General features: G+C 69.5%; 18 protein-coding genes. 10 read left to right on the top strand and 8 right to left on the bottom strand.

Going from position 1 to position 22,598, the window contains the following annotated elements; translation table 11 throughout:
- Positions 1-10 precede the first annotated feature (10 nt).
- Genes AAG689_RS23450 through AAG689_RS23420 form a run of 7 tightly spaced genes read left to right on the top strand, consistent with a single transcriptional unit; the run spans position 11 to position 7,038 of the window.
- Entirely contained in the window at positions 11-1,684 is a 1,674-nt protein-coding gene (locus tag AAG689_RS23450; RefSeq protein WP_406624009.1) for a class I adenylate-forming enzyme family protein, read from the top strand.
- A 2-nt stretch (positions 1,685-1,686) separates the two neighbouring features.
- Complete coding sequence (locus AAG689_RS23445) at positions 1,687-2,457, top strand: enoyl-CoA hydratase/isomerase family protein (RefSeq protein ID WP_406624008.1); 771 nt, start codon at positions 1,687-1,689, stop codon at positions 2,455-2,457.
- The gene (locus tag AAG689_RS23440; RefSeq protein WP_406624007.1) at positions 2,450-3,205 is read left to right on the top strand and encodes an SDR family NAD(P)-dependent oxidoreductase; all 756 of its coding nucleotides are present in this window, start codon (positions 2,450-2,452) and stop codon (positions 3,203-3,205) included. Before AAG689_RS23445 ends, AAG689_RS23440 begins: the two co-directional genes overlap by 8 nt.
- 23 nt (positions 3,206-3,228) lie before the next feature.
- Positions 3,229-4,395, top strand: coding sequence for an acyl-CoA dehydrogenase family protein (locus tag AAG689_RS23435; protein ID WP_406624006.1), 1,167 nt, complete (start codon positions 3,229-3,231; stop codon positions 4,393-4,395).
- A gap of 9 nt (positions 4,396-4,404) precedes the next feature.
- The gene (locus AAG689_RS23430; protein ID WP_406624005.1) at positions 4,405-5,283 is read left to right on the top strand and encodes a 3-hydroxyacyl-CoA dehydrogenase family protein; all 879 of its coding nucleotides are present in this window, start codon (positions 4,405-4,407) and stop codon (positions 5,281-5,283) included.
- 1 nt (position 5,284) lies between these two features.
- Entirely contained in the window at positions 5,285-5,929 is a 645-nt protein-coding gene (locus AAG689_RS23425; RefSeq protein ID WP_406624004.1) for a 3-hydroxyacyl-CoA dehydrogenase family protein, read from the top strand.
- Entirely contained in the window at positions 5,926-7,038 is a 1,113-nt protein-coding gene (locus AAG689_RS23420) for a CaiB/BaiF CoA transferase family protein (protein ID WP_406624003.1), read from the top strand. Before AAG689_RS23425 ends, AAG689_RS23420 begins: the two co-directional genes overlap by 4 nt.
- A gap of 67 nt (positions 7,039-7,105) precedes the next feature.
- Here AAG689_RS23420 and AAG689_RS23415 read toward each other — a convergent pair whose 3' ends face one another.
- Genes AAG689_RS23415 through AAG689_RS23405 form a run of 3 tightly spaced genes read right to left on the bottom strand, consistent with a single transcriptional unit; the run spans position 7,106 to position 9,828 of the window.
- Entirely contained in the window at positions 7,106-8,551 is a 1,446-nt protein-coding gene (locus tag AAG689_RS23415) for a sensor histidine kinase N-terminal domain-containing protein (RefSeq protein ID WP_406624002.1), read from the bottom strand.
- Positions 8,552-8,608: 57 nt separating this feature from the next.
- On the bottom strand, positions 8,609-9,283 hold the full coding sequence (locus AAG689_RS23410; protein WP_406624001.1) for a response regulator: 675 nt from the start codon (positions 9,281-9,283) through the stop codon (positions 8,609-8,611).
- 56 nt (positions 9,284-9,339) lie between these two features.
- The gene (locus tag AAG689_RS23405) at positions 9,340-9,828 is read right to left on the bottom strand and encodes a MarR family winged helix-turn-helix transcriptional regulator (protein WP_406624000.1); all 489 of its coding nucleotides are present in this window, start codon (positions 9,826-9,828) and stop codon (positions 9,340-9,342) included.
- Between the two features lie 110 nt (positions 9,829-9,938).
- Between AAG689_RS23405 and recA the strand changes: the two genes are divergently transcribed.
- Both recA and recX read left to right on the top strand, forming a co-directional pair.
- A complete protein-coding gene (gene recA, locus AAG689_RS23400) occupies positions 9,939-11,039 on the top strand; it encodes a recombinase RecA (RefSeq protein ID WP_406623999.1) in 1,101 nt (366 codons plus the stop codon).
- 54 nt (positions 11,040-11,093) lie between these two features.
- Positions 11,094-11,555, top strand: coding sequence for a recombination regulator RecX (gene recX / locus AAG689_RS23395; protein WP_406623998.1), 462 nt, complete (start codon positions 11,094-11,096; stop codon positions 11,553-11,555).
- A gap of 55 nt (positions 11,556-11,610) precedes the next feature.
- On the opposite strand, the gene AAG689_RS23390 is transcribed toward recX, so the two are convergent.
- The 4 genes from AAG689_RS23390 to yajC form a co-directional block, all read right to left on the bottom strand.
- Positions 11,611-13,965 carry a DUF1631 family protein gene (locus AAG689_RS23390; RefSeq protein ID WP_406623997.1) on the bottom strand — a complete coding sequence of 785 codons (2,355 nt, stop codon included), beginning with the start codon at positions 13,963-13,965 and terminating at the stop codon, positions 11,611-11,613.
- A 56-nt stretch (positions 13,966-14,021) separates the two neighbouring features.
- On the bottom strand, positions 14,022-14,975 hold the full coding sequence (gene secF / locus AAG689_RS23385; RefSeq protein WP_406623996.1) for a protein translocase subunit SecF: 954 nt from the start codon (positions 14,973-14,975) through the stop codon (positions 14,022-14,024).
- Positions 14,976-14,987: 12 nt separating this feature from the next.
- Positions 14,988-16,883, bottom strand: a complete 1,896-nt coding sequence (gene secD / locus AAG689_RS23380; protein WP_020229233.1) for a protein translocase subunit SecD — start codon at positions 16,881-16,883, stop codon at positions 14,988-14,990.
- Positions 16,884-17,021: 138 nt separating this feature from the next.
- Complete coding sequence (gene yajC / locus AAG689_RS23375) at positions 17,022-17,354, bottom strand: preprotein translocase subunit YajC (protein WP_024001654.1); 333 nt, start codon at positions 17,352-17,354, stop codon at positions 17,022-17,024.
- A gap of 393 nt (positions 17,355-17,747) precedes the next feature.
- On the opposite strand from yajC, the gene AAG689_RS23370 reads away from it, so the two are divergent.
- Positions 17,748-18,875 (top strand): mechanosensitive ion channel family protein, encoded by a 1,128-nt coding sequence (locus AAG689_RS23370; protein WP_406623995.1) that lies wholly within the window; start codon positions 17,748-17,750, stop codon positions 18,873-18,875.
- Here the strand turns inward: AAG689_RS23370 and AAG689_RS23365 are convergent.
- Entirely contained in the window at positions 18,863-22,489 is a 3,627-nt protein-coding gene (locus tag AAG689_RS23365) for an indolepyruvate ferredoxin oxidoreductase family protein (RefSeq protein ID WP_406623994.1), read from the bottom strand. The two genes, AAG689_RS23370 and AAG689_RS23365, sit on opposite strands and share 13 nt — an antisense overlap.
- Positions 22,490-22,598 lie beyond the last annotated feature (109 nt).

The following is a 22,598-nucleotide window of genomic DNA, read 5'->3' as shown; positions in this document are numbered from 1 at the left end:
GGGGACGGCCATGCAGAACATACTGACACTGCACAACCCGCAGAACGCGCGGGACTACTACCTGGCCGGGGTCTGGCAGCAGGACACCCTCTACACGCTGGCGCGCCGCCACGCGCGCGAGCGGCCCACCTCCTGCGCGCTGCGCGACAACGACGTGCGGCTCACCTGGCGCGAAGTGGTGGACTGGGCCGACAGCGTGGCCGAGGCGCTGCACCGCCAGGGCCTGCGCCCCGGCGACCGCGTGGGCGTGTGGCTGCCGAACGTGGTGCAGGGCGCCATCGTCTTCCTCGCGTGCTCGCGCAACGGGTATGTCTGCTGTCCGTCCCTGCACCAGAACTACACGGTCGACGAGATCTGCACGCTGCTCGACCGCATCCAGTGCCGCGCCCTGTTCGCCATGCCCGGCTATGGCGCGGACGCGGACCGACACTCCATCTTCGAGCGCCGCGGCAGCATCGCCACGCTGGCCGCGACCTTCGCGCTGCCGGGCGCGGGCCAGCCCGTGCCCGCCGGGGCCGAGCCCTTCCCCGCCCGGCTGCCGCCCGCCGCGCTGTCGTCGCCCGACCTGAACCCCGACAAGATCGTCTACCTGGCCTTCACGTCGGGCACCACCGGCCTGCCCAAGGGCGTGATGCACAGCGACAACACCCTGCTGGCCAACGGCCGCGCGCTGGCCGCCGACTGGGGGCACACGGCGGACAGCGTCGTGCTCTCGCTCAGCCCCATGAGCCACCACATCGGCACCGTGGCGCTGGAGCAGGTGCTGGTGACCGGCGCCGAGCTGGTCATCACCAACCCGCGCCCGGGCCGGCATGCGCTGGACTGGATCGTGGAGACCGGCGCCACCTACGTGATGGGCGTGCCCACGCACGCGATGGACATCCTCCAGGAAGTGCGCGAGCGCGGCCTCACCGCCCTGGGCGCGGTGCGCACCTTCTACATGGCGGGCGCGCCCATTCCCCGCGAGGTGGCGCAGAAGTTCGTCTCCCTCGACATCACGCCGCAGAACGTCTACGGCATGACGGAGAACGGCTCGCACAACTACACCGTGCCCGCCAACACGCCCGAGACCATCGTCGCCACCTGCGGGCGCCCCTGCCGCGGCTACGAGATCCGGCTGTGGAAGCAGACCGACCCGGACGTGGAGGCCGAGCCCGGCGAGATCGGCGAGATCGGCGGGCGCGGCGGCCTGCTGATGCTGGGCTACTTCAGCAACCAGGTCGCCACCGAAACCTCGTTCAACCTGCACGGCTGGTTCATGAGCGGCGACCTGGGCGTGCTGGACGCGAACGGCTGCCTCGTCATCATGGGCCGCAAGAAGGACCTGATCATCCGGGGCGGGCACAACATCCATCCGGCCCGCATCGAGGAGCTGGCGATGCGCCACCCGCACGTGGAGCGCGCCGCCGCGTTCGGCGTGCAGGACGAGCGCCTGGGTGAGAAGGTCTGCCTCTCGGTCGTGCCGCGCGCGAACCAGGCGATCGACCCGCAGGCGCTGCTGGCCCACCTGGCCGACAGCGGGCTTTCGAAGTACGACATGCCCGAATTCTTCATCAGCCTCGCGCAGTTCCCGCTGACCCCCAGCGGGAAGATCCTCAAGCGCCACCTCGTCGACATGGCGCAGCGCGGCGACATCCAGCCGGAGCCGGTGCGCTACAAGGCGCCGGCTGCCACAGGAGCATGACGATGACCGTCGAGACCCGATTCGAGGGCCCCTACGCGGTCCTCACCCTCCAACGGCCAGAGGCCCTGAACGCCCTGCAGTTCGAGATGATCGAAGCACTTTCCGCGGCGATCGACCAGGTGGCCGCCTCGGATGCGCGCGCTCTCGTCGTGACCGGCGCGGGCCCCAAGGCGTTCTGCGCGGGCGCGGACATCAAGGAGCTGATGGACCGCGGCCTCATGGCGCAGCGCCGGGGCGCGCAGCTCGGCCAGCGCACGTTCGGCAAGCTCGCGCAACTGGCGATCCCGTCGGTGGCGGTCATCCACGGCTACGCCTTCGGCGGCGGGCTCGAACTCGCGCTGGCCTGCACCTTCCGCATCGCCACGGAGAAGGCGCGCATGGGCCTGCCGGAAATCAAGCTCGGGCTGATCCCCGGCTACGGCGGCACGCAGCGCCTGCCCCGCCTCGTCGGGCAAGCCCGCGCACTGGAGATGGTGATGTCCGGCCGAACCGTCGATGCCGGCGAGGCCGAGCGCTGGGGGCTGGTCAACCGCCTCGTGGCCGCGGGCGATCCCGCCGAGCTCGGCAAGGCCTACATGGCCCAGTTCATCGGCTACGGCCTGTGCGCCTCGCGCTTCGCGCGCGAAGCCGTGGAGCGCGGTATGGACACCACGCTGGACGCGGGCCTGGAGATCGAGGCCGATCTCTCCACCCTGGCCTACCAGACCCAGGACAGCATCGAAGGCATGCGCGCCTTCGTCGAGAAACGCCAGCCGGAGTTCAAGGATGCCTGATACCCAGCAAGAAACCGTGATCGTCACGGGCGCGAGCCGGGGCATCGGCGCCTCGATCGCGGTGGAACTGGCCCGCACCGGGCTGAACGTGGCCTGCCTGTCGCGCTCGGGCGAACTGCCTGAAGCAGAGTCGCTCGATGCGGACGCACGCGCCCGGCTCGCAGCCCTGCGCTGCGACATCACCGATGCCGGCGAGATCGCCGCCGCATTCGCCGCCGCGGCGGGCACGTTCGGCACGCCCGTCACGGGCCTCGTCAACAACGCGGGCATCCACCTGCAGGGACCGACGGCCACCTTCCCCATCGCGGACTTCGAGCGCGTGATGCGCACCAACACCTCGTCGGTGCTGCTCGCGAGCCAGACCGCCTACCCCTACCTGCGCGCGGCGGGCTCGGCGCTGATCGTCAACATCGGCTCGTTCTACGACAAGCTGGGCGTGCGCGGCAACGCCGCCTACTGCGCCTCGAAGGCGGCGGTCGGCGCGCTCTCGCGCTGCCTCGCGGTGGAGTGGGCGCGCGACGGCATCCAGGTCGTCAACATCGCGCCGGGCTACATCGAGACGGACCTGAACGCGAGCGAGCTCAACGCGGGCGCGCTCAAGGAGTTCCTCAGGAAGCGCATCCCCGCGGGCGGCCCCGGCCAGAGCGCCGACATCGGCCGCCTCGCCGCGCTGCTGTTTCAGCTGCCAGGCCGCTTCCTGACCGGCGAGACGATCTACATCGACGGCGGCCAGGGCATGGCGCTTTGACCACGAACCACACGGAGAACTTCATGAACATGCTGGAACGGATGGACGCAGGGCTGCCGCTGTCGCCCGAGGAGCGCATGCTCCTGGACAGCGTCAAGGACCTGTGCGCCACCCGCATCGCCCCGGGCGCGGCGGAATACGACCGCACGGGCGCATTCCCCTGGGAGAACGTCGAGGCGCTCAACGCGCTGGGCCTGAACGCCATGTTCGTGCCCGAGGCCTACGGCGGCTCGCCGCTGTCCTTCGTGAGCTACCTCGCCTGCGTGCGCGAGGTCTCCAAGGCCTGCGCCGCCACGGGCATCGTCTGGGCCACGAACTTCCACGCCATCAAGCCGCTGATCGAATACGGCAGCGAGGAGCAGAAGGCCCGCCTGCTGCCGCGCATCGCCGAAGGCGGGCTGGCCGCGCTGGCGATCACGGAGCCCTCGGCGGGCTCCGACGCAACGGGCATGCGCACCAGCTTCACGCCCGACGGGGACGACATCGTCATCAACGGCGGCAAGACCTTCATCACCAACGGCGACGTGGCCGACCTGTACCTGGTGTTCGGCAAGTGGTCGGAAATCGACGACCCGAAGGCCGCCATCTCGGTGGCCATCCTCGAGAAGGGCACCGAGGGGCTGCGCGTGCTGGGCACGGAGCACAAGATGGGCACGCGCGCATCGAGCACGGCCAGCCTCGCGTTCGACGGCTGCCGCATCCCGCGCGCCAACCTGCTGCGCGCGCCGGGCCAGGGCCTGTCCATCCTGTTCGGCTCGCTCAACCGCTCGCGCCCCAGCGTCGCGGCGCACGCGCTGGGCATCGCGCGCGCGGCGTTCGAGGACGCGGTGGCCTACATCAACGAGCGGCGCCAGTCGGGCAGGCGCATCCTCGAATTCCAGGGCATCCAGTTCATGCTCGCCGACATGGCGACGGAGCTGGCGCTCTGCGAATCGTGGCTGTGGCGCGTGGGCGCGATGGTGGACTCGGGCGGGCAGGACTTCGGCATCGAGGCCTCGATGCTCAAGCAGCGCGCCTCCGACGCGGCCATGCGCATCACCACCGACGCAGTGCAGCTCTTCGGCGGCTACGGCTACTGCAGCGACTACCGCGTCGAGCGGCTCATGCGCGACGCCAAGATCACCCAGATCTGGGAAGGAACCAACCAGGTGCACCGGCAGTTGATCGGCCGCAGCTTCCTGCAGAAATAGGAGACCCAAGTGACGACAGACATCCAGACCGTAGGCATCGCCGGCGCGGGCACCATGGGCGCGGGCATCGCGATCGTGGCGGCGCGTGCGGGCTTGCGCACCCTCGTGTTCGACAAGCGCCAGGACGCGCTGGATCGCGCGCGCGAGCAGACCGGCGCGTTCCTGAAGAAATCGGAGCAGCGCGGCAAGCTGCCGCCCGGCGCGGCCGACGCCGCCCTGGCGCGCTGGCAGGGTACGACGCAGCTCGCCGACATGGCGGCGTGCGACATCGTCATCGAGGCGGTGTTCGAGGACCTCGCGGTCAAGCACGACCTGTTCGGCCAGCTCCACGCCATCTGCCCGGAACACACCCTCTTCGCCTCCAACACCTCGACGATCTCGATCACCGAGATCGCGGGCGGCTCGGGCCGGGCCGACCGCTTCGTGGGCATGCACTTCTGCCTGCCCGCGCAGCTGATGAAGCTGATCGAGATGTCGCCCGGCCTCAGCACGTCGGAAGACACCTTCCGCCGCGCCTGGACCTTCGCCGAGGCGCTGGGCCAGAAGCCCGTGGCCACGCAGGACACGCCCGGCTTCATCCTCAACTACTTCCTGATCCCGTTCAACAACGATGCGATCCGCCTCGTGGAGCAGGGCGTGGCCGAGCCGGCCGACATCGACACGGCGATCAAGACCGCCCTCGGCTACCCGATGGGCCCGCTGGAGCTGCTCGACCTCGTGGGCATGGACACGCAAAAGCTCCTGTGCGAGGCCATGCACGGGCTCACGCACGAGGCGCGCGCGGCCTGCCCGCCGCTGGTGCGCCGCATGATCGCGGCCGAGCGGCTCGGCAAGAAGACGGGCCGGGGCTTCCACACCTACGGCGACACCAAGATGTTCGGAGCGTGAGATGAGCAGCTATTCCATCGTCCAGGCCGGCGAGAGCCGGTCGTTTCCCGCCGCCCATGCCTTCCTTGAACAGGCCTCGCAGGGCGACGCGCCCGGCCTCGTGTACCTCGGCGCGCAGGCGGGCAGCGCCTTCGCCCAAGGCCAGGGCCATGCGCAGCGCGCCTTCGTCGCGATCGAGCTGGGCACCGAGTGCCTGGGCACGCACACGGGCGAGCGCCGGGGCCTCGAAGGCTCGAACGTGGTCGGCTTCGCGCGCTTCCGGCTGGGGGATGCCGACCCGAGCCCGCTCGTGGAACTGGTCCGCCAGCCCGGCACGCAGCCCGAGGCCCTGGAGGCCGCGCGGGCCGCGTTCCAGTCGGCGGGGCTGGTCGTCGCCGTGTGCGGCGACTTCCCCGGGCGCATCGTCGACCGGCTGATCCGCCCCTACTTCAACGCGGCGCTGCGGCGCCTCGACGAGAAGCTCGCCAGTGCCGACGATCTCGACAAGACGCTCTGCCTGGGCCTGGGCTATCCGGAGGGCCCGATCTCGCTGCTCGAACGCACGGGGCTCGCGCACCATTTCCAGGTGACGCAGGCGCTCTACGAAGCGCTGGGCCAGAGCGACTACGCGCCGGCGCGCCGCGCGCGCGTGGCGGCAGCGCGATGAGCCAGCCCCTGACCGGCGTGAAGGTGCTGGACTTCAGCACCCTGCTGCCCGGGCCGCTGTGCTCGCTGCTGCTCGCCGAGGCCGGTGCCGAGGTGGTCAAGATCGAGCGCCCGCGGCGCGGCGACGAGATGCGCAGCTACGAGCCCCGCCTGGGCGAGGACAGCGCGAACTTCGTGCTGCTCAACCGCGGCAAGCGCTCCATCGCCATCGACCTGAAGGCGCCCGACGCGCTGGAGCGGCTCATGCCGCTGATCCGCGAGGCCGACGTGCTGATCGAGCAGTTCCGCCCCGCCGTCATGGACCGGCTGGGCCTGGGCTACGCGGCGCTCTCGGCCGCCAACCCGCGCCTGGTGTACTGCTCCATCACCGGCTTCGGCCAGCACGGTCCGCGCGCGCAGGAGGCCGCGCACGACCTGAACTACGTGGCCGCCTCCGGCACTCTGTCGCTGACGGCCGGCAGCGACGGCGCGCCGGTGCTGCCGCCGGCGCTGATCGCCGACATCGCGGGCGGAACCTATCCGGGCCTCGTCAACATCCTGCTGGCCCTGCGCCAGCGCGACCAGACGGGCCGCGGCGCGCACCTGGACGTGGCGATGGCCGACAACCTGTTCACGTTCCAGTACTGGGGCCTGGGCAACGGCGCGCTGGGCCAGTGGCCCGGCACGGGCACGGACCTCGTGACCGGCGGCACGCCGCGCTACCAGATCTACCGCACCGCCGACGGCGCCTTCCTCGCCGCCGCGCCGCTGGAGGACAAGTTCTGGCAGCGCTTCACCGAACTCGTCGGCCTGGACGCCGCCGCGCTCGACGCCATGCCGCCGCCGCAGGCCACCGAGGCCGTGCGCGCCGCCATCGCGCGGCAGACGGCGGCGCACTGGGAGCAGCGCTTCGCGGGGCAGGACGTGTGCACCTGCCGCGTGGTGGGCCTGGAGGAAGCGCGGCGCGACCCCCACTTCGGCGCGCGCGGCCTGTTCTCGCGCACGGTGGCCACGGCCACGGGCGAGCGCATGGCGGCGCTGCCCGTGCCGATCGACGCGGCCTTCCGCGCAACCGACGCCACACTGCCGTCGCCCGCGCTCGGCGCGGACAATCCGCTGCTGGACCACTGAACCCGCAGGCTGGGATCAAGCCGAATCGGCCTTCAGCGCCCACCCATCAAGCGCGAGCAGCTCTCATTCAAGGAGCATCCGCGCGCGCCGCGAAGCGCACGCTGAAGCGCGCGCCGGGCATGGCTGCGCCCGGGTGCACGTCTTCCAGCAGCACCTCCACGTCGTGCTGGCGCGCGATCTCGCGCACGATGGGCAGGCCCAGGCCGGAGCCGTCGGCGTCGGTACCCAGGGCGCGGTAGAAGGGCTGGAAGACCAGCTCGCGCTCGGCCTCGGGCACACCCGGGCCGGTGTCCTCGACCTGCAGCAGCACCACGCGGCCGAAGGTGTCGGGCAGCACGCGCGCGGTGACCATGGCGGGGTTGCTGCCGTTGGAGGGGGTGTAGTTGATGGCGTTGTCCAGCAGGTTGCGCACCAGCTCCTTGAGCAGGGTGGGGTTGCCGTCCACCCACACGCCGCGTGCGCCGGGCTCCGCGCCGTCGTAGCCCAGGTCGATCTGCCGCTCCATCGCGCGGGGCACGCTGTCGCGCACCACCTCGATGACCAGGCGCGCCAGGTCCAGCGGCTGGCGCTGCACCACGGCGCTGCCGCCCTCGGCGCGCGCCAGCGCCAGGAGCTGGTTGACGGTGTGGGTGGCGCGCACGGACGAGCGGCCGATCTGCTTGAGCGACTGCTTGAGCTCGTCGGTGCTGGTGCCCTCGCGCTGCGCCAGGTCGGCCTGCATGCGCAGGCCGGCCAGCGGGGTCTTGAGCTGGTGCGCGGCGTCGGCCAGGAAGCGCTTTTGCGTGGCCATGGATTCGTGCAGGCGGCGCAGCAGGTCGTTGACCGAGTCCACCAGCGGCGCCACCTCCATGGGCACGGCCTTGTGGTCCAGCGGCGAGAGGTCGTCGCTCTTGCGCGCGCGGATGCGCTCCTCCAGCTGGTGCAGCGGCTTGATGCCCCGCGCCAGCGCCAGCCACACCAGCAGCACGGCCAGCGGCAGGATGACGAACTGCGGCAGCATCACCCCTTTGATGATTTCGGTGGCGAGCACGCTGCGCTTGGAGCGCGTCTCGGCCACCTGCACCAGTGCCGCGGGGGCATCGGGCAGCGGCACGCGCACCCAGATATAGGCCACGCGGATGTCCACGCCGCGCAGCTCGGCGTCGCGCAGCCGCACCTCGCCGGAGAAGGTGCGCTCCTCGGGCGGAGGCGGCGGCAGGTCGCGCTCGCCCGAGAGGTAGGCGCCCGTGGGCGAGAGCACTTGGTAGTAGACGATGTCCGACTCGTCGGCGCGCAGGATCTCGCTGGCCGGCTGCGGCAGGTTGAACTGCACCTTGCCGCCCTGCACGGTGACGAGCTGGGCCAGCGCGTGGGCGTTGTATTCGAGCGCGCGGTCGAAGGGCTTGTTGGCCAGGCCCTGGGCCACCAACCAGGTCAGCGCCAGACTCACCGGCCACAGCAGCAGCAGCGGCGTGAGCATCCAGTCGAGGATTTCGCCGAAGAGGGAGCGCTGCTCGCGCTGGAAGATTTTCAAGGTTTTCGGCCTCCAGCGCCTATATGGCAAGCGCCAGCAGCTATGAATTAATGAGCATCAACTCGGGATCTTTTCCAAGCAATAGCCCAGCCCGCGCACGGTGGCGATGCGGATCGGCCCGCGCTCGATCTTCTTGCGCAGGCGGTGGATGTAGACCTCGATGGCGTTGTTGCTCACCTCCTCGCCCCACTCGCACAGGCGCTCGACGAGCTGCTCCTTGCTCACCAGGCGGCCGGCGCGCTGCAGCAGCACCTCCAGCAGGCCGAGCTCGCGCGCGGACAGCTCGACCATCTTGCCGTCGATGGTGGCCACGCGCCCGGCCTGGTCGTACACCAGCGGCCCGTGGCGGATGGCGCTGCTCGCGCCGCCCATGCCGCGGCGCGTGAGGGCGCGTACGCGCGCCTCCAGCTCGGAGAGCGCGAACGGCTTGGCCATGTAGTCGTCGGCCCCGAAGTCCAGGCCCTTGACGCGCTCCTCCACGCTGTCGGCCGCCGTGAGGATCAGCACCGGCAGCGACGATCCGCGTCCGCGCAGGCGCTTGAGCACCTCCAGCCCGTGCAGCTTGGGCAGGCCCAGGTCGAGGATGAGCAGGTCGAACTCGTTGTTGGTCATGAGCGCGGCATCGACCTCGGTGCCGCTGGACACATGGTCCACCACCGCGCCCGAGCCGCGCAGCGAGCGCAGCAGGCCGTCGGCCAGCACCTGGTCGTCTTCGGCGATGAGGATGCGCATGGCGGGGTGTCTCCTGGTTATGGGCGCGGCGGGCACGCCTTGCTGTCCCTCAAATTCTAGGGCGTGTCTCCACCCGCATAGGCCTCCAGCCCCAGCGCCGCCACGGTGGCCACCTCCGCGCCCACCTCGGCGCGGAACTCGGCCTCCGCCTGCGCCACCGCGGCGCGGAAGGCGGCCAGCCAGGCCAGCCCCATGGGCGTGAAGCGCACGATGCGCGCGCGGGCGTCATGCGGGTCCGCCTCGCGCGTGACCAGCCCCCAGGCCTCGCATTGCTGGACCAGGTCGGCCATGGACTGCTTGGCCATGCCGGCGCGCTCGGCCAGGTCGGTGACGCGGTCGCCGCGCAGGGACAGGTGGCGCGTGATGTGGATGTGCGCCGCGCTCACCTGGTCGCGCGCCGCCAGGTTGGACAGGGCCAGCGGCGCCTCCGCGCTGCGCGCCATGAGCTGCAGCACGCGGGCGTCGAAACGGCGCATGGCATGGCCCAGCAGCCGGCCCAGGTGGGTCTGGCGCCAGCGGTCGTCGGGCAGTGGGGTGTCGTCCATAGCAAATTGTCAGCCAAACTGTCTAAAAAATCATTGGAATTAAAAATACCCACCCCTAAACTACTGTTCAGGCATACAGACTGTCATTCAATCCAGACAAGGAGCACTCCATGGACGCAAACGCCAACACCGAAAAAGCCAAGGCCCTGGCCGCGGCCCTGGCCCAGATCGAAAAGCAGTTCGGCAAGGGCACGATCATGCGCCTGGGCGAGGGCGAGCAGATTGAGGACATCCAGGTCGTCTCCACCGGCTCGCTGGGCCTGGACGTGGCTTTGGGCGTGGGCGGCCTGCCGCGCGGCCGGGTGGTCGAGATCTACGGCCCCGAATCCTCGGGCAAGACCACGCTCACGCTGCAGGTCGTGGCCGAGATGCAAAAGCAAGGCGGCACCTGCGCCTTCATCGACGCCGAACACGCGCTGGACACCAGCTACGCCCAGAAGCTCGGCGTGAACCTCAACGACGTGCTCATCAGCCAGCCCGACACCGGCGAACAGGCGCTGGAGATCGTGGACAGCCTCGTGCGCTCCGGCGCCGTGGACCTGATCGTCATCGACTCCGTCGCCGCCCTCGTGCCCAAGGCCGAAATCGAAGGCGAGATGGGCGACGCCCTGCCCGGCCTGCAGGCCCGCCTGATGAGCCAGGCGTTGCGCAAGCTCACCGCCACCATCAAGAAGACCAACTGCATGGTCATCTTCATCAACCAGATCCGCATGAAGATCGGCGTGATGTTCGGCAGCCCCGAGACCACCACCGGCGGCAACGCGCTCAAGTTCTACGCCAGCGTGCGCCTGGACATCCGCCGCATCGGCACCATCAAGAAGGGCGACGAGGCCATCGGCAACGAGACCAAAGTGAAGGTGGTCAAGAACAAGGTCTCGCCCCCGTTCAAGACGGCCGAGTTCGACATCCTCTTCGGCGAAGGCATCTCGCGCGAGGGCGAGATCATCGACATGGGCGTGGAGGCGCGCATCATCGAGAAGAGCGGCGCCTGGTACGCCTACAACGGCGAGAAGATCGGCCAGGGCCGCGACAACACGCGCGAATTCCTGCGCGAGAACCCTGCCCTCGCCCGCGAGATCGAGAACAAGGTGCGCGAAGGCCTGGGCGTGGCCCTGCTGCCCGCAGCGGCCCCCGCCGCCACGGGCGATGCCCCGCCCCCCGCCGAGAAGCCCGCCCGGGGCAAGAAGGCCGAGAAGGCCGAAGAGGCCTGAAATCCAGCCCAGCGCTTGGCAGGCAAGCGCAGGCAGCTATCAAGCCAATAGCACATGGGTTTCGCCCGGCTCTCGCTCAAGGCCCGTGCGCTGCGCCTGCTGGCGCAGCGCGAGCACTCGCGTAGCGAACTGCAGGCCAAGCTTGCGCGCCACGTGGAGGAAGGCGAAGACCTTCCCGCGCTGCTGGACGCGCTGGAGGCGCAGGGCTTCGTCAGCGCGCAGCGCGTGGCCGAATCCGTGGTGCACCAGCGCGCCGCGCGCTTCGGCGCCCGGCGCGTGGCGCAGGAGCTGCGGGCCAAGGGCCTGGATGAAGACCTCGTGCGCGCCACGGCGGCGCAGTTGGCCGGCACCGAGCTGGAACGCGCCCGCGCCGTGTGGTGCCAGCGCTTCGGGAGCGCACCGCCACCCGCCACACCCCAGGAGCGCGCGCGCCAGATGCGCTTTCTGGCCGCGCGCGGGTTCGCAGCCGAGGTGGTGTGCCGAGTGGTGCGCGGCGGCGATGAAGAATTCGAATGAAATCAGGCTCTAGCGCTTATACAAAAAGCGTTAGCAGCTCTTATTTCAAGAGCGTCTATCCCAGCAATCTTTCCGGATTGGCGTCCAGCTTGGTCAGCGCGTCGCGTGTGGCCCGCAGCGTGAGGCTTTCCTCCTCCTGCGCCACCAGCAGGCCGGCCTGCAGGTAGGCGCCCAGGCGCCGCAGCTGGATCAGGTAGCTGCTGCCGTCCATGGCGGCGAACAGGTGCAGCTGCTTGCGCTCGCTGTGCCAGACATACTGCACCTGGGCCGAGGCGCCGCTGTGGTCCAGCGTGAACCACGTGCCGCGCGGCAGTTCCTGCGCCCAGGCCACCATCTCCTCCTGCACGGGCGCGCCATTGTCGGCGATCACGTGGATGGACGAGGCGTCGATGCCCAGCAGCATCTCGATGTTGTCGGCGTTCAGGGGCATGTCGCCCATGGCCTCGTCGCCGATGTAGTCCTCCAGGTTCGCCAGGCGCCGGGCCATGGCGTCGATGTGGGCTTGCGGGATGGCAGCGGTCTTGGAGAGGAAGGCATCGGCCAGCGTGTCGGTCAGACCCTTGATCAGCACGTCCTGCTCCTGGCCCGCCACGCCAATCAGCGCCAGGCCCTGGCGCAGGCTCTGCAGCAGCGCCGGCAGGCTCTGGATGACCTGGGCGCGGTCGGCGCGGTTGGGCTTGGCGCTGGCAGCCCACACCAGGTCGGCCGCGGCGCGCTTGTAGGCCACGGTGTCGGCGTGCTGCGCCCCGTTGCGCACGGCGGACATGGCCAGCACCTCGGCCCAGGTCTTGAAGAGGAATTCGCGGATCTCGTCGCGCACCGGCATGTCCTTGAGCATGGTGCGCATCTCGATCGTGTACTGGATGGCCAACGTTTCCTTCTGCTCCACCTGCTGGGCCACGCTGACGATGCGTGAGGTGCCCTGCTTCTCGGTCAGGAATTTGGCGAGGAATTTCTCGAACTCGCCCAGCACCAGCTCGAACACGCGCCGCCCGGTTTCGGGGTACTGCTCGATCACCTGCACGATGCGGCGGATCTCGGCCTCCAGCGCGCTGCCGTTGATGCTGCTCGCGTCGAAGCCCAGCACGCAGGCGCCCATGCGGTCGATGAGCTGGCGCGCGGGGTGGGTCAGGTTGCTGAAGAATTCGGGCTCGGCCAGCGCCACGCGCAGCACCGGCACCTGCAGCCGCGCCACCCACACGCGCACCGAGGGCGGGATACGGTCCTCGCTCAGAATGCTCTGGAACATCAGCGCCACCACCTCGATGATGGCCTTCTCACTGGCCGTACTGGCCTTCTTCTTGAATTCCGCCGAGCGCTCGCGCACCACGTTGGCCACCTGCACCACGGCCTGCGGGCTGTAGTCCTGCACCAGGGTGGCCATGCCGCTGTAGTAGGTGTCGGCCTGCACGCGGTGGGCCGCCAGCGCGTGCGCCAGCGCGGCGGACGCGGGCGGCGCCTTGACCATGTCGTAGCCGGTGGTCGGCTGGGTAAGCAGGCGGCGCAGCTGCACCATCACGCCCTGGGCGCGCTGGCGCGCCCGCACGAGCGGGTTGCCGAAGGCCATGCCTGGGCGCGCACCCGGCAGGGGGGCATGGAAGCCCGTGGGCGGTGCCACCATCGTGGGCTGGAACGCGGCCTGGCGCGCCATGGCCTCGCGCGACTGCTGCAGCGCCTGCGAGGCGAGCCCCGCCGGCTCGGGGGCGCCAGTGGAAGGGCCCTTCGCGGCCAGCGCACCCGACCCGCTGCCCGGGCCTGTGGCGGCGGGGCGGCGCACGCGCGCGCGCAGGTCGTCGGACGCCGCCACCCCGTGTTCGTCGTACAGCTTGACCAGCCCCTGGTAGTGCCCCAGCGCCAGCACCGCCAGCTCGCGCTGCAGCGGATCGAGCACGAACTGCAGGTCGCTGCGCTGCAGGCCCGTCTCCAGCCACTGCTCCACCAGCCGCAGGCAGAGGGTTTCAGGGCGCAGGATGTCGCGGCTGTCGAGCTCGTGGCCTTCCAGGTGCTCGGTGCGCTTGCGCGCCTCGTCGAAGGGGTTGCCCACGTGCTCCAGCACGGTGAGCGCCATGCGCGAGGCGAGGATCTTGTTCTCGACCACGTCGTCGCTGAGCAGTTCCAGCCCGCCCGAAGCCAGCGCGCCGCGCGAGGTGGTGGTGGGCGGCGCCAGGTTCTCGCGCCAGGCGCGGCCGGTGCGCTCCACCCAGCCCTTGTGGTGGGCCTGGTAGCTCATCCAGGCATCGCGGCGCAGTTGCATGTCGCGCTGCGTGCCCGGCTGGCCCATGAGCTCGGTCAAAAAATCCTGGATCTTCTTGTCCAGCGCCGGCAGGCTGGCGCACAGGCCGTCCACGAACCGCTGGCGCGCCAAGTGGGCAAGCCGCCGGTGGGCAAGGGGGGAAGGCTGGGGATCCATGGGACCTCGATATTAGCCGCAGCCCGTATGCAGCGGCGCATCCGCCGCCCGCGTGTTTACACCACCGCGCCGGCGTTCGGATCGCCCGGATCGCCTTCCTTGCGCGTGCCGGTCTTGACCAGGTCTTCGCGCTTGACGCCCAGCCACATGGCAATGGCCGCGGCCACGAACACCGAGGAGTAGATGCCGAACAGGATGCCGATGGTCAGCGCCAGCGCGAAGTAGTGCAGGCTGGGGCCGCCGAAGAAGAACATCGACAGCACCATGGCCTCGGTCGAGGCGTGGGTGATGATGGTGCGGCTCATGGTCGAGGTGATGGCGTGGTCGATCACCTCGGGCGTGGAGAGCTTGCGGAATTTGCGGAAGGCCTCGCGGATCCGGTCGAAGATCACCACCGATTCGTTGACCGAGTAGCCCAGCACGGCCAGCACGCCGGCCAGCACCGACAGCGAGAACTCCCACTGGAAGAACGCGAAGAAGCCCAGGATGATGACCACGTCGTGCAGGTTGGCGATCACCGCCGCCACGCCGAACTTCCACTCGAAGCGGAAGGCCAGGTAGACCACGATGCCCAGCACCACCATGCCCAGCGCCATCAGGCCGCCGTGCACCAGCTCCTCGCCGACCTGCGGGCCGACGAATTCGGTGCGCCGCAGCGCCACTTCGGGGTCGGCGGCCTTGAGCGCAGTCAGCACCTGCTCGCTCTGCTGGGCCGAGGTCACGCCCTTCTGCACGGGCAGGCGGATCATCACGTCGCGCGAGGTGCCGAAGTTCTGCACCGTCACGTCGGCGTAGCCCAGGGACGAGACCGTGTCGCGCACCTTGCCGATGTCGGCGGTCTGGGTGTAGGCGACTTCCATCACGGTGCCGCCCGTGAATTCGACCGACAGATGCAGCCCCCGCGTGACGAGGAAGAACACGGCCAGCGCGAAGGTGATGAAGGAGATCGCGTTGAGGACCAACGCGTACTTCATGAAGGGAATGTCCTTGCGGATGCGGAAGAATTCCATGACCGTCTTTCCTTACTGAGCCTTGCCGGCCACGGAGCGCATTTCGGATGCGTCCTCGGGCTTCCACACCTGTCCGATGGACACGCTCTTGAGCTTCTTCTTGCGGCCGTACCAGAGGTTGACCAGGCCACGCGAGAAGAACACGGCCGAGAACATGCTGGTCAGGATGCCGATGCAGTGCACCACCGCGAAGCCGCGCACCGGGCCCGAGCCGAAGGCCAGCAGCGCCAGGCCCGCGATGAGGGTGGTGACGTTGGAGTCCAGGATGGTGGCCCAGGCGCGCTCATAGCCTGCCGCGATGGCCGCCTGCGGCGAGGCGCCGCCGCGCAGCTCCTCGCGGATGCGCTCGTTGATCAGCACGTTGGAGTCGATGGCCACGCCCAGCGCCAGCGCCATGGCGGCGATGCCGGGCAGCGTCAGCGTGGCCTGCAGCATCGACAGGATGGCGATGAGCAGCAGCACGTTCACGCCCAGCGCCACGGTGGAGAACACGCCGAACAGCATGTAATACACGCACATGAAGGCCGCGATGGCCGCCATGCCCCAGACCACGGAGTGGATGCCGCGCTCGATGTTGTCGGCGCCCAGGCTGGGGCCGATGGTGTATTCCTCGATGATCTCCATGGGCGCGGCCAGCGAGCCGGCGCGCAGCAGCAGGGCCGTGTCGTTGGCTTCCATGGTGGTCATGCGGCCGGAGATCTGCACGCGGCCGCCGCCGATCTCGGAGCGGATCACGGGCGCGGTGACCACCTCGCCCTTGCCCTTCTCGAACAGCACGATGGCCATGCGCTTGCCCACGTTGTCGCGCGTGATGTCCTTGAAGATGCGCGAGCCCTTGGCGTCCAGCGTCAGGTTGACGGTGGGCTCCTGCGTCTGGCCGTCGAAGCCGGGCTGGGCGTCGGTGAGGTTCTCGCCGGTCAGCACGACCTGCTTCTTGACGATCACGGCCTGGCCGTTGCGGTCCAGGTACTTCTCGGAGCCGAACGGCACGGGGCCGCTGCCCATCTCGGCGGCGCGGGCCTCGGTGCCCTCGTCCACCATGCGCACTTCCAGCGTGGCGGTGCGGCCCAGGATGTCCTTGGCCTTGGCCGTGTCCTGCACGCCGGGGAGTTGCACGACGATGCGGTCCAGGCCCTGCTGCTGGATCACGGGCTCGGCCACGCCGAGTTCGTTGATCCGGTTGTGCAGCGTGGTGATGTTCTGCTTGAGCGCCTGCTCCTGCACCTTGCGCAGCGCCTCGGGCTTTATGGAGGCGCGCAGGCGCATGCCGTCGCCGTCGGGGCTGCTCGTAGCCTGCAGGTCGGGGAACTGGTCGGCGATCAGGTTGCGCGCGGCGGTGAGCATGGCCTCGTCGCGCACGCGGATGTCCACCGCCTGCCCGTCGCGGCCGATGCCGCCGTGGCGGATGTTCTTCTCGCGCAGCGCGGTGCGCAGGTCGCCCGCGTACGACTCGGCCTTCTTGGTGAGGGCCGCCTGCATGTCCACCTGCAGCATGAAGTGCACGCCGCCGCGCAGGTCCAGGCCCAGGTACATGGGACGCGCATGCAGCGCGGTGAGCCAGTCGGGCGAGCGCGACACGAGGTTGAGCGCGACGATGTAGGGCGGGTCGGACGGGTCCGGAATCAGCGCCTTCTCGATCGCGTCCTTGGCCTTGAGCTGGGTGTCGGGCGTGTCGAAGCGCGCGCGCACGGAGTTGCCGTCGAACACCACCGAGTCCGACACCACGCCCGCGCCCTGCAGCGCTTCCTCGACGCGCTTTTGCACCGCGGTGTCGACCTTGATCGTGGCCTTGGCGGACGACACCTGCACGGCAGGCGCCTCGCCGAAGAAATTGGGCAGGGTGTACAGGGCCCCGATGAGCAACACGATCACCAGGATCGCGTATTTCCAGACCGGATAACGGTTCATGTTCGCGTTTCTTTTTCAAAGGCGCGCCCCAGGCAGGGGCCGCCGTGCAAGGGCCGCCCCGCAGCACTGGCGGCGTCCCCCTTCCCGCGCACAGCGCGAGAGAAGGGGAAGCGGCGCAGCCGCTCAGGGGGTTGTGCCTCACTTCACCGTGCCCTTGGGCAGCACCTGGGCGACGGCGCTGCGCTGCACTTGCACTTCCACGCCGTTGGCGATCTCCAGGTGCAGGTAGCCTTCGGACAGGCGCGTCACGGTGCCCAGGATGCCGCCGGCGGTGGCCACTTCGTCGCCCTTGGCCAGGGCTTCGATCATGGCGCGGTGCTCCTTCTGGCGCTTCATCTGGGGACGGATCATGATGAAGTACAGCACCACGAACATCAGCACCAGCGGGAGCATGCCGGTGAGCGAGGCCATCATGCCGCCCTCGGCGGCAGCGGCGGGAGCGGTCTGTGCAAAGGCAGGGGAAATCAACACGGGAAGGACTCCACGAAGAGGTGGGAATAGGAATATCCGCCAGGGGCACCGGGGCCTGCGGGCGGCGAGCCGGCCATTGTATGCGGCGGGCCGGCGGACGGGCCTGCTCCGGCGCTGCGCGCACCCATGGAGTGGGTGGTGCGGCACAGGGAACAAAAAAGCCTTGGAGCGCTTGCCCCACAAGCGCAAAAAGCTACTTAAACAATAGCAAAAAAGCCCCGTACCATGGCCGGTTAATGGTCACGGCGCGCACGGACATCATCGGCCTGGGCCTACGCCCGTCCCGTGCAGGCACTTCTAGGATAGGACACCGCATCCGCCGCAAGGGCGCCCCGCGCCGCCCTGCCTTCTCCCTCCTCCCGACACCGCTTTCCGAGAAAGGAGCCCTTCCCCATGGATTTCGCATCGGCATCCGCCTGGCTTCGCGCCGAGACGTTCTGGGGCATGCCCGCCGCGGGCGTGCTGGTGGCCCTCGCCGCGGCCGCGGGCACCTGCATCGTGCTGACGCTGCTGCTGCGCTGGGCCATCGCCCGCACCCGCCGGCATACCGACACCCGCAGCCCCGGCGGCCCCGGCAGCCTGCTTGCCCAGGTGCTGGCGGGCACCAGCCACCTGCTCATCCTCCTTGCGGCGCTGCTCGTGGGCGCAGGCATGCTGGACCTGCCCGGGCGCTGGCACGACCGCGTGGGCCAGCTCTGGTTCCTGGCGGTGGCGGTGCAGATCGGCCTGTGGGGCACGCGGGCCACGGCCATCGCCGTGGAGCGCTACCGGCAGCACCACGGGGCGGCGGGCGCAGGGCAGATCAGCGCCTCGGCCACGCTCATGTCCTGGGGGCTGCGCACGGTGCTGTGGGCCACGGTGCTGCTGGCCATCCTCTCCAACCTGGGGGTGAACATCACCGCGTTCATCGCCAGCCTGGGCGTGGGCGGCATCGCGGTGGCGCTGGCGGTGCAGAACGTGCTGGGCGACCTGTTCGCCTCCATGGCGATCGCGGTGGACAAGCCCTTCGAGGTGGGCGACTTCATCGTCGTGGGCAACATCGCCGGCTCGGTGCAGCAGGTGGGCGTGAAGACCACGCGCATCCGCGCGCTGAGCGGCGAGCAGGTGGTGATGAGCAACACCGACCTGCTCAAGCAGACCATCAACAACTACCGCTACATGCGCGAGCGGCGCATCGTCTTCAGCTTCGGGATCGCGCAGGACGCCACGCCCGAGCAGGCCGAGGCCGTGGCCCAGGCCATGCGCGCCATCATCGAGGCCGAGCCGCAGCTGCGCTTCGACCGAGCGCACTTCAAGGGCTTCGGCGCGAGCTCGCTCGACTACGAAGTGGTCTACATCGTGCAGGACCCGGGCTACAACCTCTACATGGACCTGCAGCAGCGCATCAATCTCGCGCTCTTGCGCCAGCTGCAGGCACTGGGCGTGCGCCTGGCGGTGCCGGTGAACCGCGTGCTGGTGGCCGGCCCGCCCGGCGCACCAGACGAGGACGCCCCGGCGGGCGTCAGCCCTCAGGCCGCCTGACGGGTGGCGGGGGCGCGCCAGCGGTCCATCAGCGCGAACCACTTCTTGCGGGCGGCCTGGAGGTGGCGCTCCTTCACGTGGCCGTAGCCGCGGATTTCCTCGGGGATGCGCGCGACCTCCACGGCCAGCGCCAGCCGGTCGGCTGAGAGGCCCGCCAGCAGTTCGTCGATGCTTGCGCGGTATTCCTGGATCAGCGCGCGCTCGGTCTTGCGCTCCTCGGTGCGGCCAAAGGGGTCGAGCGCGGTGCCGCGCAGGCCTTTGAGCTTGGCTAGCATGCCCATGGCGCGGCGCATCCAGGGGCCGTAGCTCTTCTTGACGAGATGCCCCTCGCCGTCGTGCCTGGCGAACGTGGGCGGGGCCAGGTGGTGCACGATGCGCCAGTCGCCCTCGAACATGCCTTCGAGGCGCCGGGTGAAGGCCGGGTCGGTGTGCAGGCGCGCTACCTCGTACTCGTCCTTGTAGGCCATGAGCTTGAACAGGTAGCGCGCCACGGCCTCGGTCAGCCGCGTGCCCTGGCCCAGCGGCGTTTCGGCCGCCTGCACCTTGTCCACGAAAGCCCGGTACTCGGCGGCATAGGCGGCGTTCTGGTAGTCGGTGAGGAATTCCACGCGCTTGGCCACCATCTCGGCCAGGCCGGGCTTCTTGACGAACTGGATCACCTGCGCGGCCTGGCCTTGGGCGGCCCCGTATAGCGCCTGCACGGCAGCAAGGTCGTGCGCGCAGCGGCGACCCCACTCGAACGCCGCCTTGTTGTTCTCCACCTGCACGCCGTTGAGCTCCATGGCGCGCATGAGCGCGGCGTGCGACAGGGGCACGCGCCCTTTCTGCCATGCGTAGCCCAGGATCAGCGGGTTGGTGTAGATACTGTCGCCCAGCAGCTGGGAGGCGGCCTGCTCGGCGTCGAACACGCCCAGCAGCTCGCGGCCCACGGCCTGGGCGATGGCGGCCTCGCAGCCGTCGGCGGGGAACTGCCAGTTGGGGTTGTGCACGAAGGCGGCCGCGGGCGTGCCGTGCACGTTGAGCGCCACGAAGGTGCGCCCCGGCTGCATGGCGGCCAGCGTGGCCTTGTTGGCGGCGACGATGGGGTCGCAACCGATCACCAGGTCGGCCTTGGCCGTGTCCACCTTGGTGGTGTGGATGGCCTCGGGCCGGTTGGCGATCTGCACGTGGCTCCAGGTGGAACCGCCCTTTTGCGCGAGGCCGGCCGCGTCCTGCGTGACCACGCCCTTGCCTTCGAGGTGCGCGGCCATGCCGAGCAGCGAGCCGATGGTGATGACCCCCGTACCGCCCACGCCGGCCACGACGATGCCCCAGGCCTCCTCGGCCACCGGCAGCACCGGCTCGGGAATGGGCGGCAGCGCGGCAAGGTCGCCCTTCTTTTCCTTCCTGGGCTTCTTGAGCTGGCCGCCCTCGATGGTGACGAAGCTCGGGCAGAAGCCCTTCACGCAGGAATAGTCCTTGTTGCAGGTGCTCTGGTTGATGCGGCGCTTGCGGCCGAACTCCGTCTCCACGGGCTCCACGGACAGGCAGTTGGACTGCACCGAGCAGTCGCCGCAGCCCTCGCAGACCAGCTCGTTGATGACCACGGTCTTGGCGGGCGTGGCGAGCGTGCCGCGCTTCCTGCGGCGGCGCTTCTCAGTGGCGCAGGTCTGGTCGTAGATGATGGCCGTGCAGCCGGCGATCTCGCGGAATTCGCGCTGGATGCGGTCCAGCTCGTCGCGGTGGAAGACCTCGATGCCGGGCGGCAGGTCGTTGAGCAGCTCGGGGTGGCCGGCGCGCGCCGCACCCACGGCGTGCGTGCGGCCCTGGTACTTGGCCGGGTCGTCGGTCACCACCACGAGTTTGGCCACGCCCTCGGCGCGCAGGCTGTGCGCGATCTGCGCGACCGAGTGGCCCTCGGGCCGCTCGCCCACCTGCTGGCCGCCGGTCATCGCCACGGCGTCGTTGTAGAGGATCTTGTAGGTGATGTTGGCGCCCGAGGCGATGCTCTGGCGGATGGCCAGCAGGCCGCTGTGGAAGTAGGTGCCGTCGCCCAGGTTGGCGAACACGTGCTTGTCCTTGGTGAACGGCGCCTGGCCCACCCAGGTCACGCCCTCGCCGCCCATCTGCGTGAAGGTGCTGGTCTTGCGGTCGGGCATCCAGTTGGCCATGTAGTGGCAGCCGATGCCGGCCACGGCGCGCGAGCCTTCGGGCACGCGCGTGCTGGTGTTGTGCGGGCAGCCGCTGCAAAACCAGGGCATGCGCTCGCCCGTGTCGATGGTCGTGGCGGCCAGGCCGCGCTCGCGCGCCTCGACGACCGAAATGCGCTCGTCCATGCGCGCCACGATGTCTGCAGGCACGCCCAGCTTCTTGAGGCGCTTGGCGATGGCCTTGGCGATGATGGCCGGCGTCAGGTCGGCCTTGGGGCGCAGCAGCCAGTTCTGGCTGGGGTTGGGCATGCTCCACTCGCCGCCGGTGTTGTCGCCCTCGATCTCGTCGAACTTGCCCAGCACGTTGGGGCGCACGTCGGGGCGCCAGTTGTAAAGCTCTTCCTTGATCTGGTATTCGATGACCTGGCGCTTTTCCTCCACCACCAGGATTTCCTGCAGCCCCCGCGCGAAGTCGCGCGTGATGGTGGCCTCCAGCGGCCAGACCACGTTGACCTTGTGCACGCGGATGCCGAGCTGGCGGCAGGTCTCGTCGTCCAGGCCCAGGTCCACCAGCGCCTGGCGCGTGTCGTTGTACGCCTTGCCGCTGGCGATGATGCCGAAGCGGTCGTGCGGGCCCTGGATCACGTTGTAGTTGAGCTTGTTGGCACGCACGTAGGCCAGGGCGGCGTACCACTTGTAGTCCATCAGGCGCGCCTCCTGCTCCAGCGGCGCGTCGGGCCAGCGGATGTGCAGGCCGCCCGGGGGCATCACGAAGTCCTCGGGCAGGACGATGTTCACGCGGTCGGGGTCCACCGAGATGCTGGCGGACGACTCCACCACCTCCTGGATGGTCTTGAGCCCCGACCACAGGCCCGAGAAGCGGCTCATGGCGAACGCGTGCAGGCCCATGTCCAGGATGTCCTGCACGCTGCTCGGGAAGAACACCGGCAGGCCGCAAGCCTTGAAAATGTGGTCGCTCTGGTGCGCGGCCGTGCTGCTCTTGCTGATGTGGTCGTCGCCCGCCACGGCGATCACGCCGCCGTGCCGGGCCGTGCCCGCCATGTTGGCGTGCTTGAACACGTCCGAGCAGCGGTCCACGCCCGGCCCCTTGCCGTACCAGATGCCGAAGACGCCGTCGTACTTCTTCGACTCGGGGTAGATGTCGAGCTGCTGCGTGCCCCACACCGCCGTGGCGGCCAGCTCCTCGTTCACGCCGGGCTGGAAGACGATGTTCTGCGCCGCCAGGTGCTTGCGCGCGCTCCACAGCGACTGGTCGTAGCCGCCCAGCGGCGAGCCCCGGTAGCCGCTGATGAAGCCCGCCGTGTTCAGCCCCGCGGCCGCGTCGCGCTGGCGCTGCAGCATGGGCAGGCGTACCAGGGCCTGCACGCCGCTCATGAAGGCGCGGCCCGCGCCCAGGGTGTATTTGTCGTCGAGCGTGACGGTTTCGAGCGCGCGGCGAACGTGATCGGGCAGCGGGGCGTTCATGGTTTTTGTCTCCGTGGGGTGCAGGTCCGCAGCCTCTTGGGCGCGGCATCTTCGCGGCGCCGGTGGGCACCGCTTGTAAAGAGTGCAGTGTATGTGCGCGATTCGGATA

It is taken from the genome of Acidovorax sp. SDU_ACID1 (genome assembly GCF_045291395.1).
In the GTDB taxonomy this organism is placed as follows: domain Bacteria; phylum Pseudomonadota; class Gammaproteobacteria; order Burkholderiales; family Burkholderiaceae_C; genus MR-S7.
This window is presented reverse-complemented; position numbering and strand designations above follow the sequence as displayed.

Coding starts and splice junctions, on each gene's coding strand:
- AAG689_RS23450 (WP_406624009.1), top strand. CDS start 11: ATGCAGAACATACTGACACTGCACAACCCGCAGAACGCGCGGGACTAC.
- AAG689_RS23445 (WP_406624008.1), top strand. CDS start 1,687: ATGACCGTCGAGACCCGATTCGAGGGCCCCTACGCGGTCCTCACCCTC.
- AAG689_RS23440 (WP_406624007.1), top strand. CDS start 2,450: ATGCCTGATACCCAGCAAGAAACCGTGATCGTCACGGGCGCGAGCCGG.
- AAG689_RS23435 (WP_406624006.1), top strand. CDS start 3,229: ATGAACATGCTGGAACGGATGGACGCAGGGCTGCCGCTGTCGCCCGAG.
- AAG689_RS23425 (WP_406624004.1), top strand. CDS start 5,285: ATGAGCAGCTATTCCATCGTCCAGGCCGGCGAGAGCCGGTCGTTTCCC.
- AAG689_RS23420 (WP_406624003.1), top strand. CDS start 5,926: ATGAGCCAGCCCCTGACCGGCGTGAAGGTGCTGGACTTCAGCACCCTG.
- AAG689_RS23410 (WP_406624001.1), bottom strand. CDS start 9,283: ATGCGCATCCTCATCGCCGAAGACGACCAGGTGCTGGCCGACGGCCTG.
- AAG689_RS23405 (WP_406624000.1), bottom strand. CDS start 9,828: ATGGACGACACCCCACTGCCCGACGACCGCTGGCGCCAGACCCACCTG.
- recA (WP_406623999.1), top strand. CDS start 9,939: ATGGACGCAAACGCCAACACCGAAAAAGCCAAGGCCCTGGCCGCGGCC.
- recX (WP_406623998.1), top strand. CDS start 11,094: ATGGGTTTCGCCCGGCTCTCGCTCAAGGCCCGTGCGCTGCGCCTGCTG.
- AAG689_RS23390 (WP_406623997.1), bottom strand. CDS start 13,965: ATGGATCCCCAGCCTTCCCCCCTTGCCCACCGGCGGCTTGCCCACTTG.
- secF (WP_406623996.1), bottom strand. CDS start 14,975: ATGGAATTCTTCCGCATCCGCAAGGACATTCCCTTCATGAAGTACGCG.
- secD (WP_020229233.1), bottom strand. CDS start 16,883: ATGAACCGTTATCCGGTCTGGAAATACGCGATCCTGGTGATCGTGTTG.
- AAG689_RS23370 (WP_406623995.1), top strand. CDS start 17,748: ATGGATTTCGCATCGGCATCCGCCTGGCTTCGCGCCGAGACGTTCTGG.
- AAG689_RS23365 (WP_406623994.1), bottom strand. CDS start 22,489: ATGAACGCCCCGCTGCCCGATCACGTTCGCCGCGCGCTCGAAACCGTC.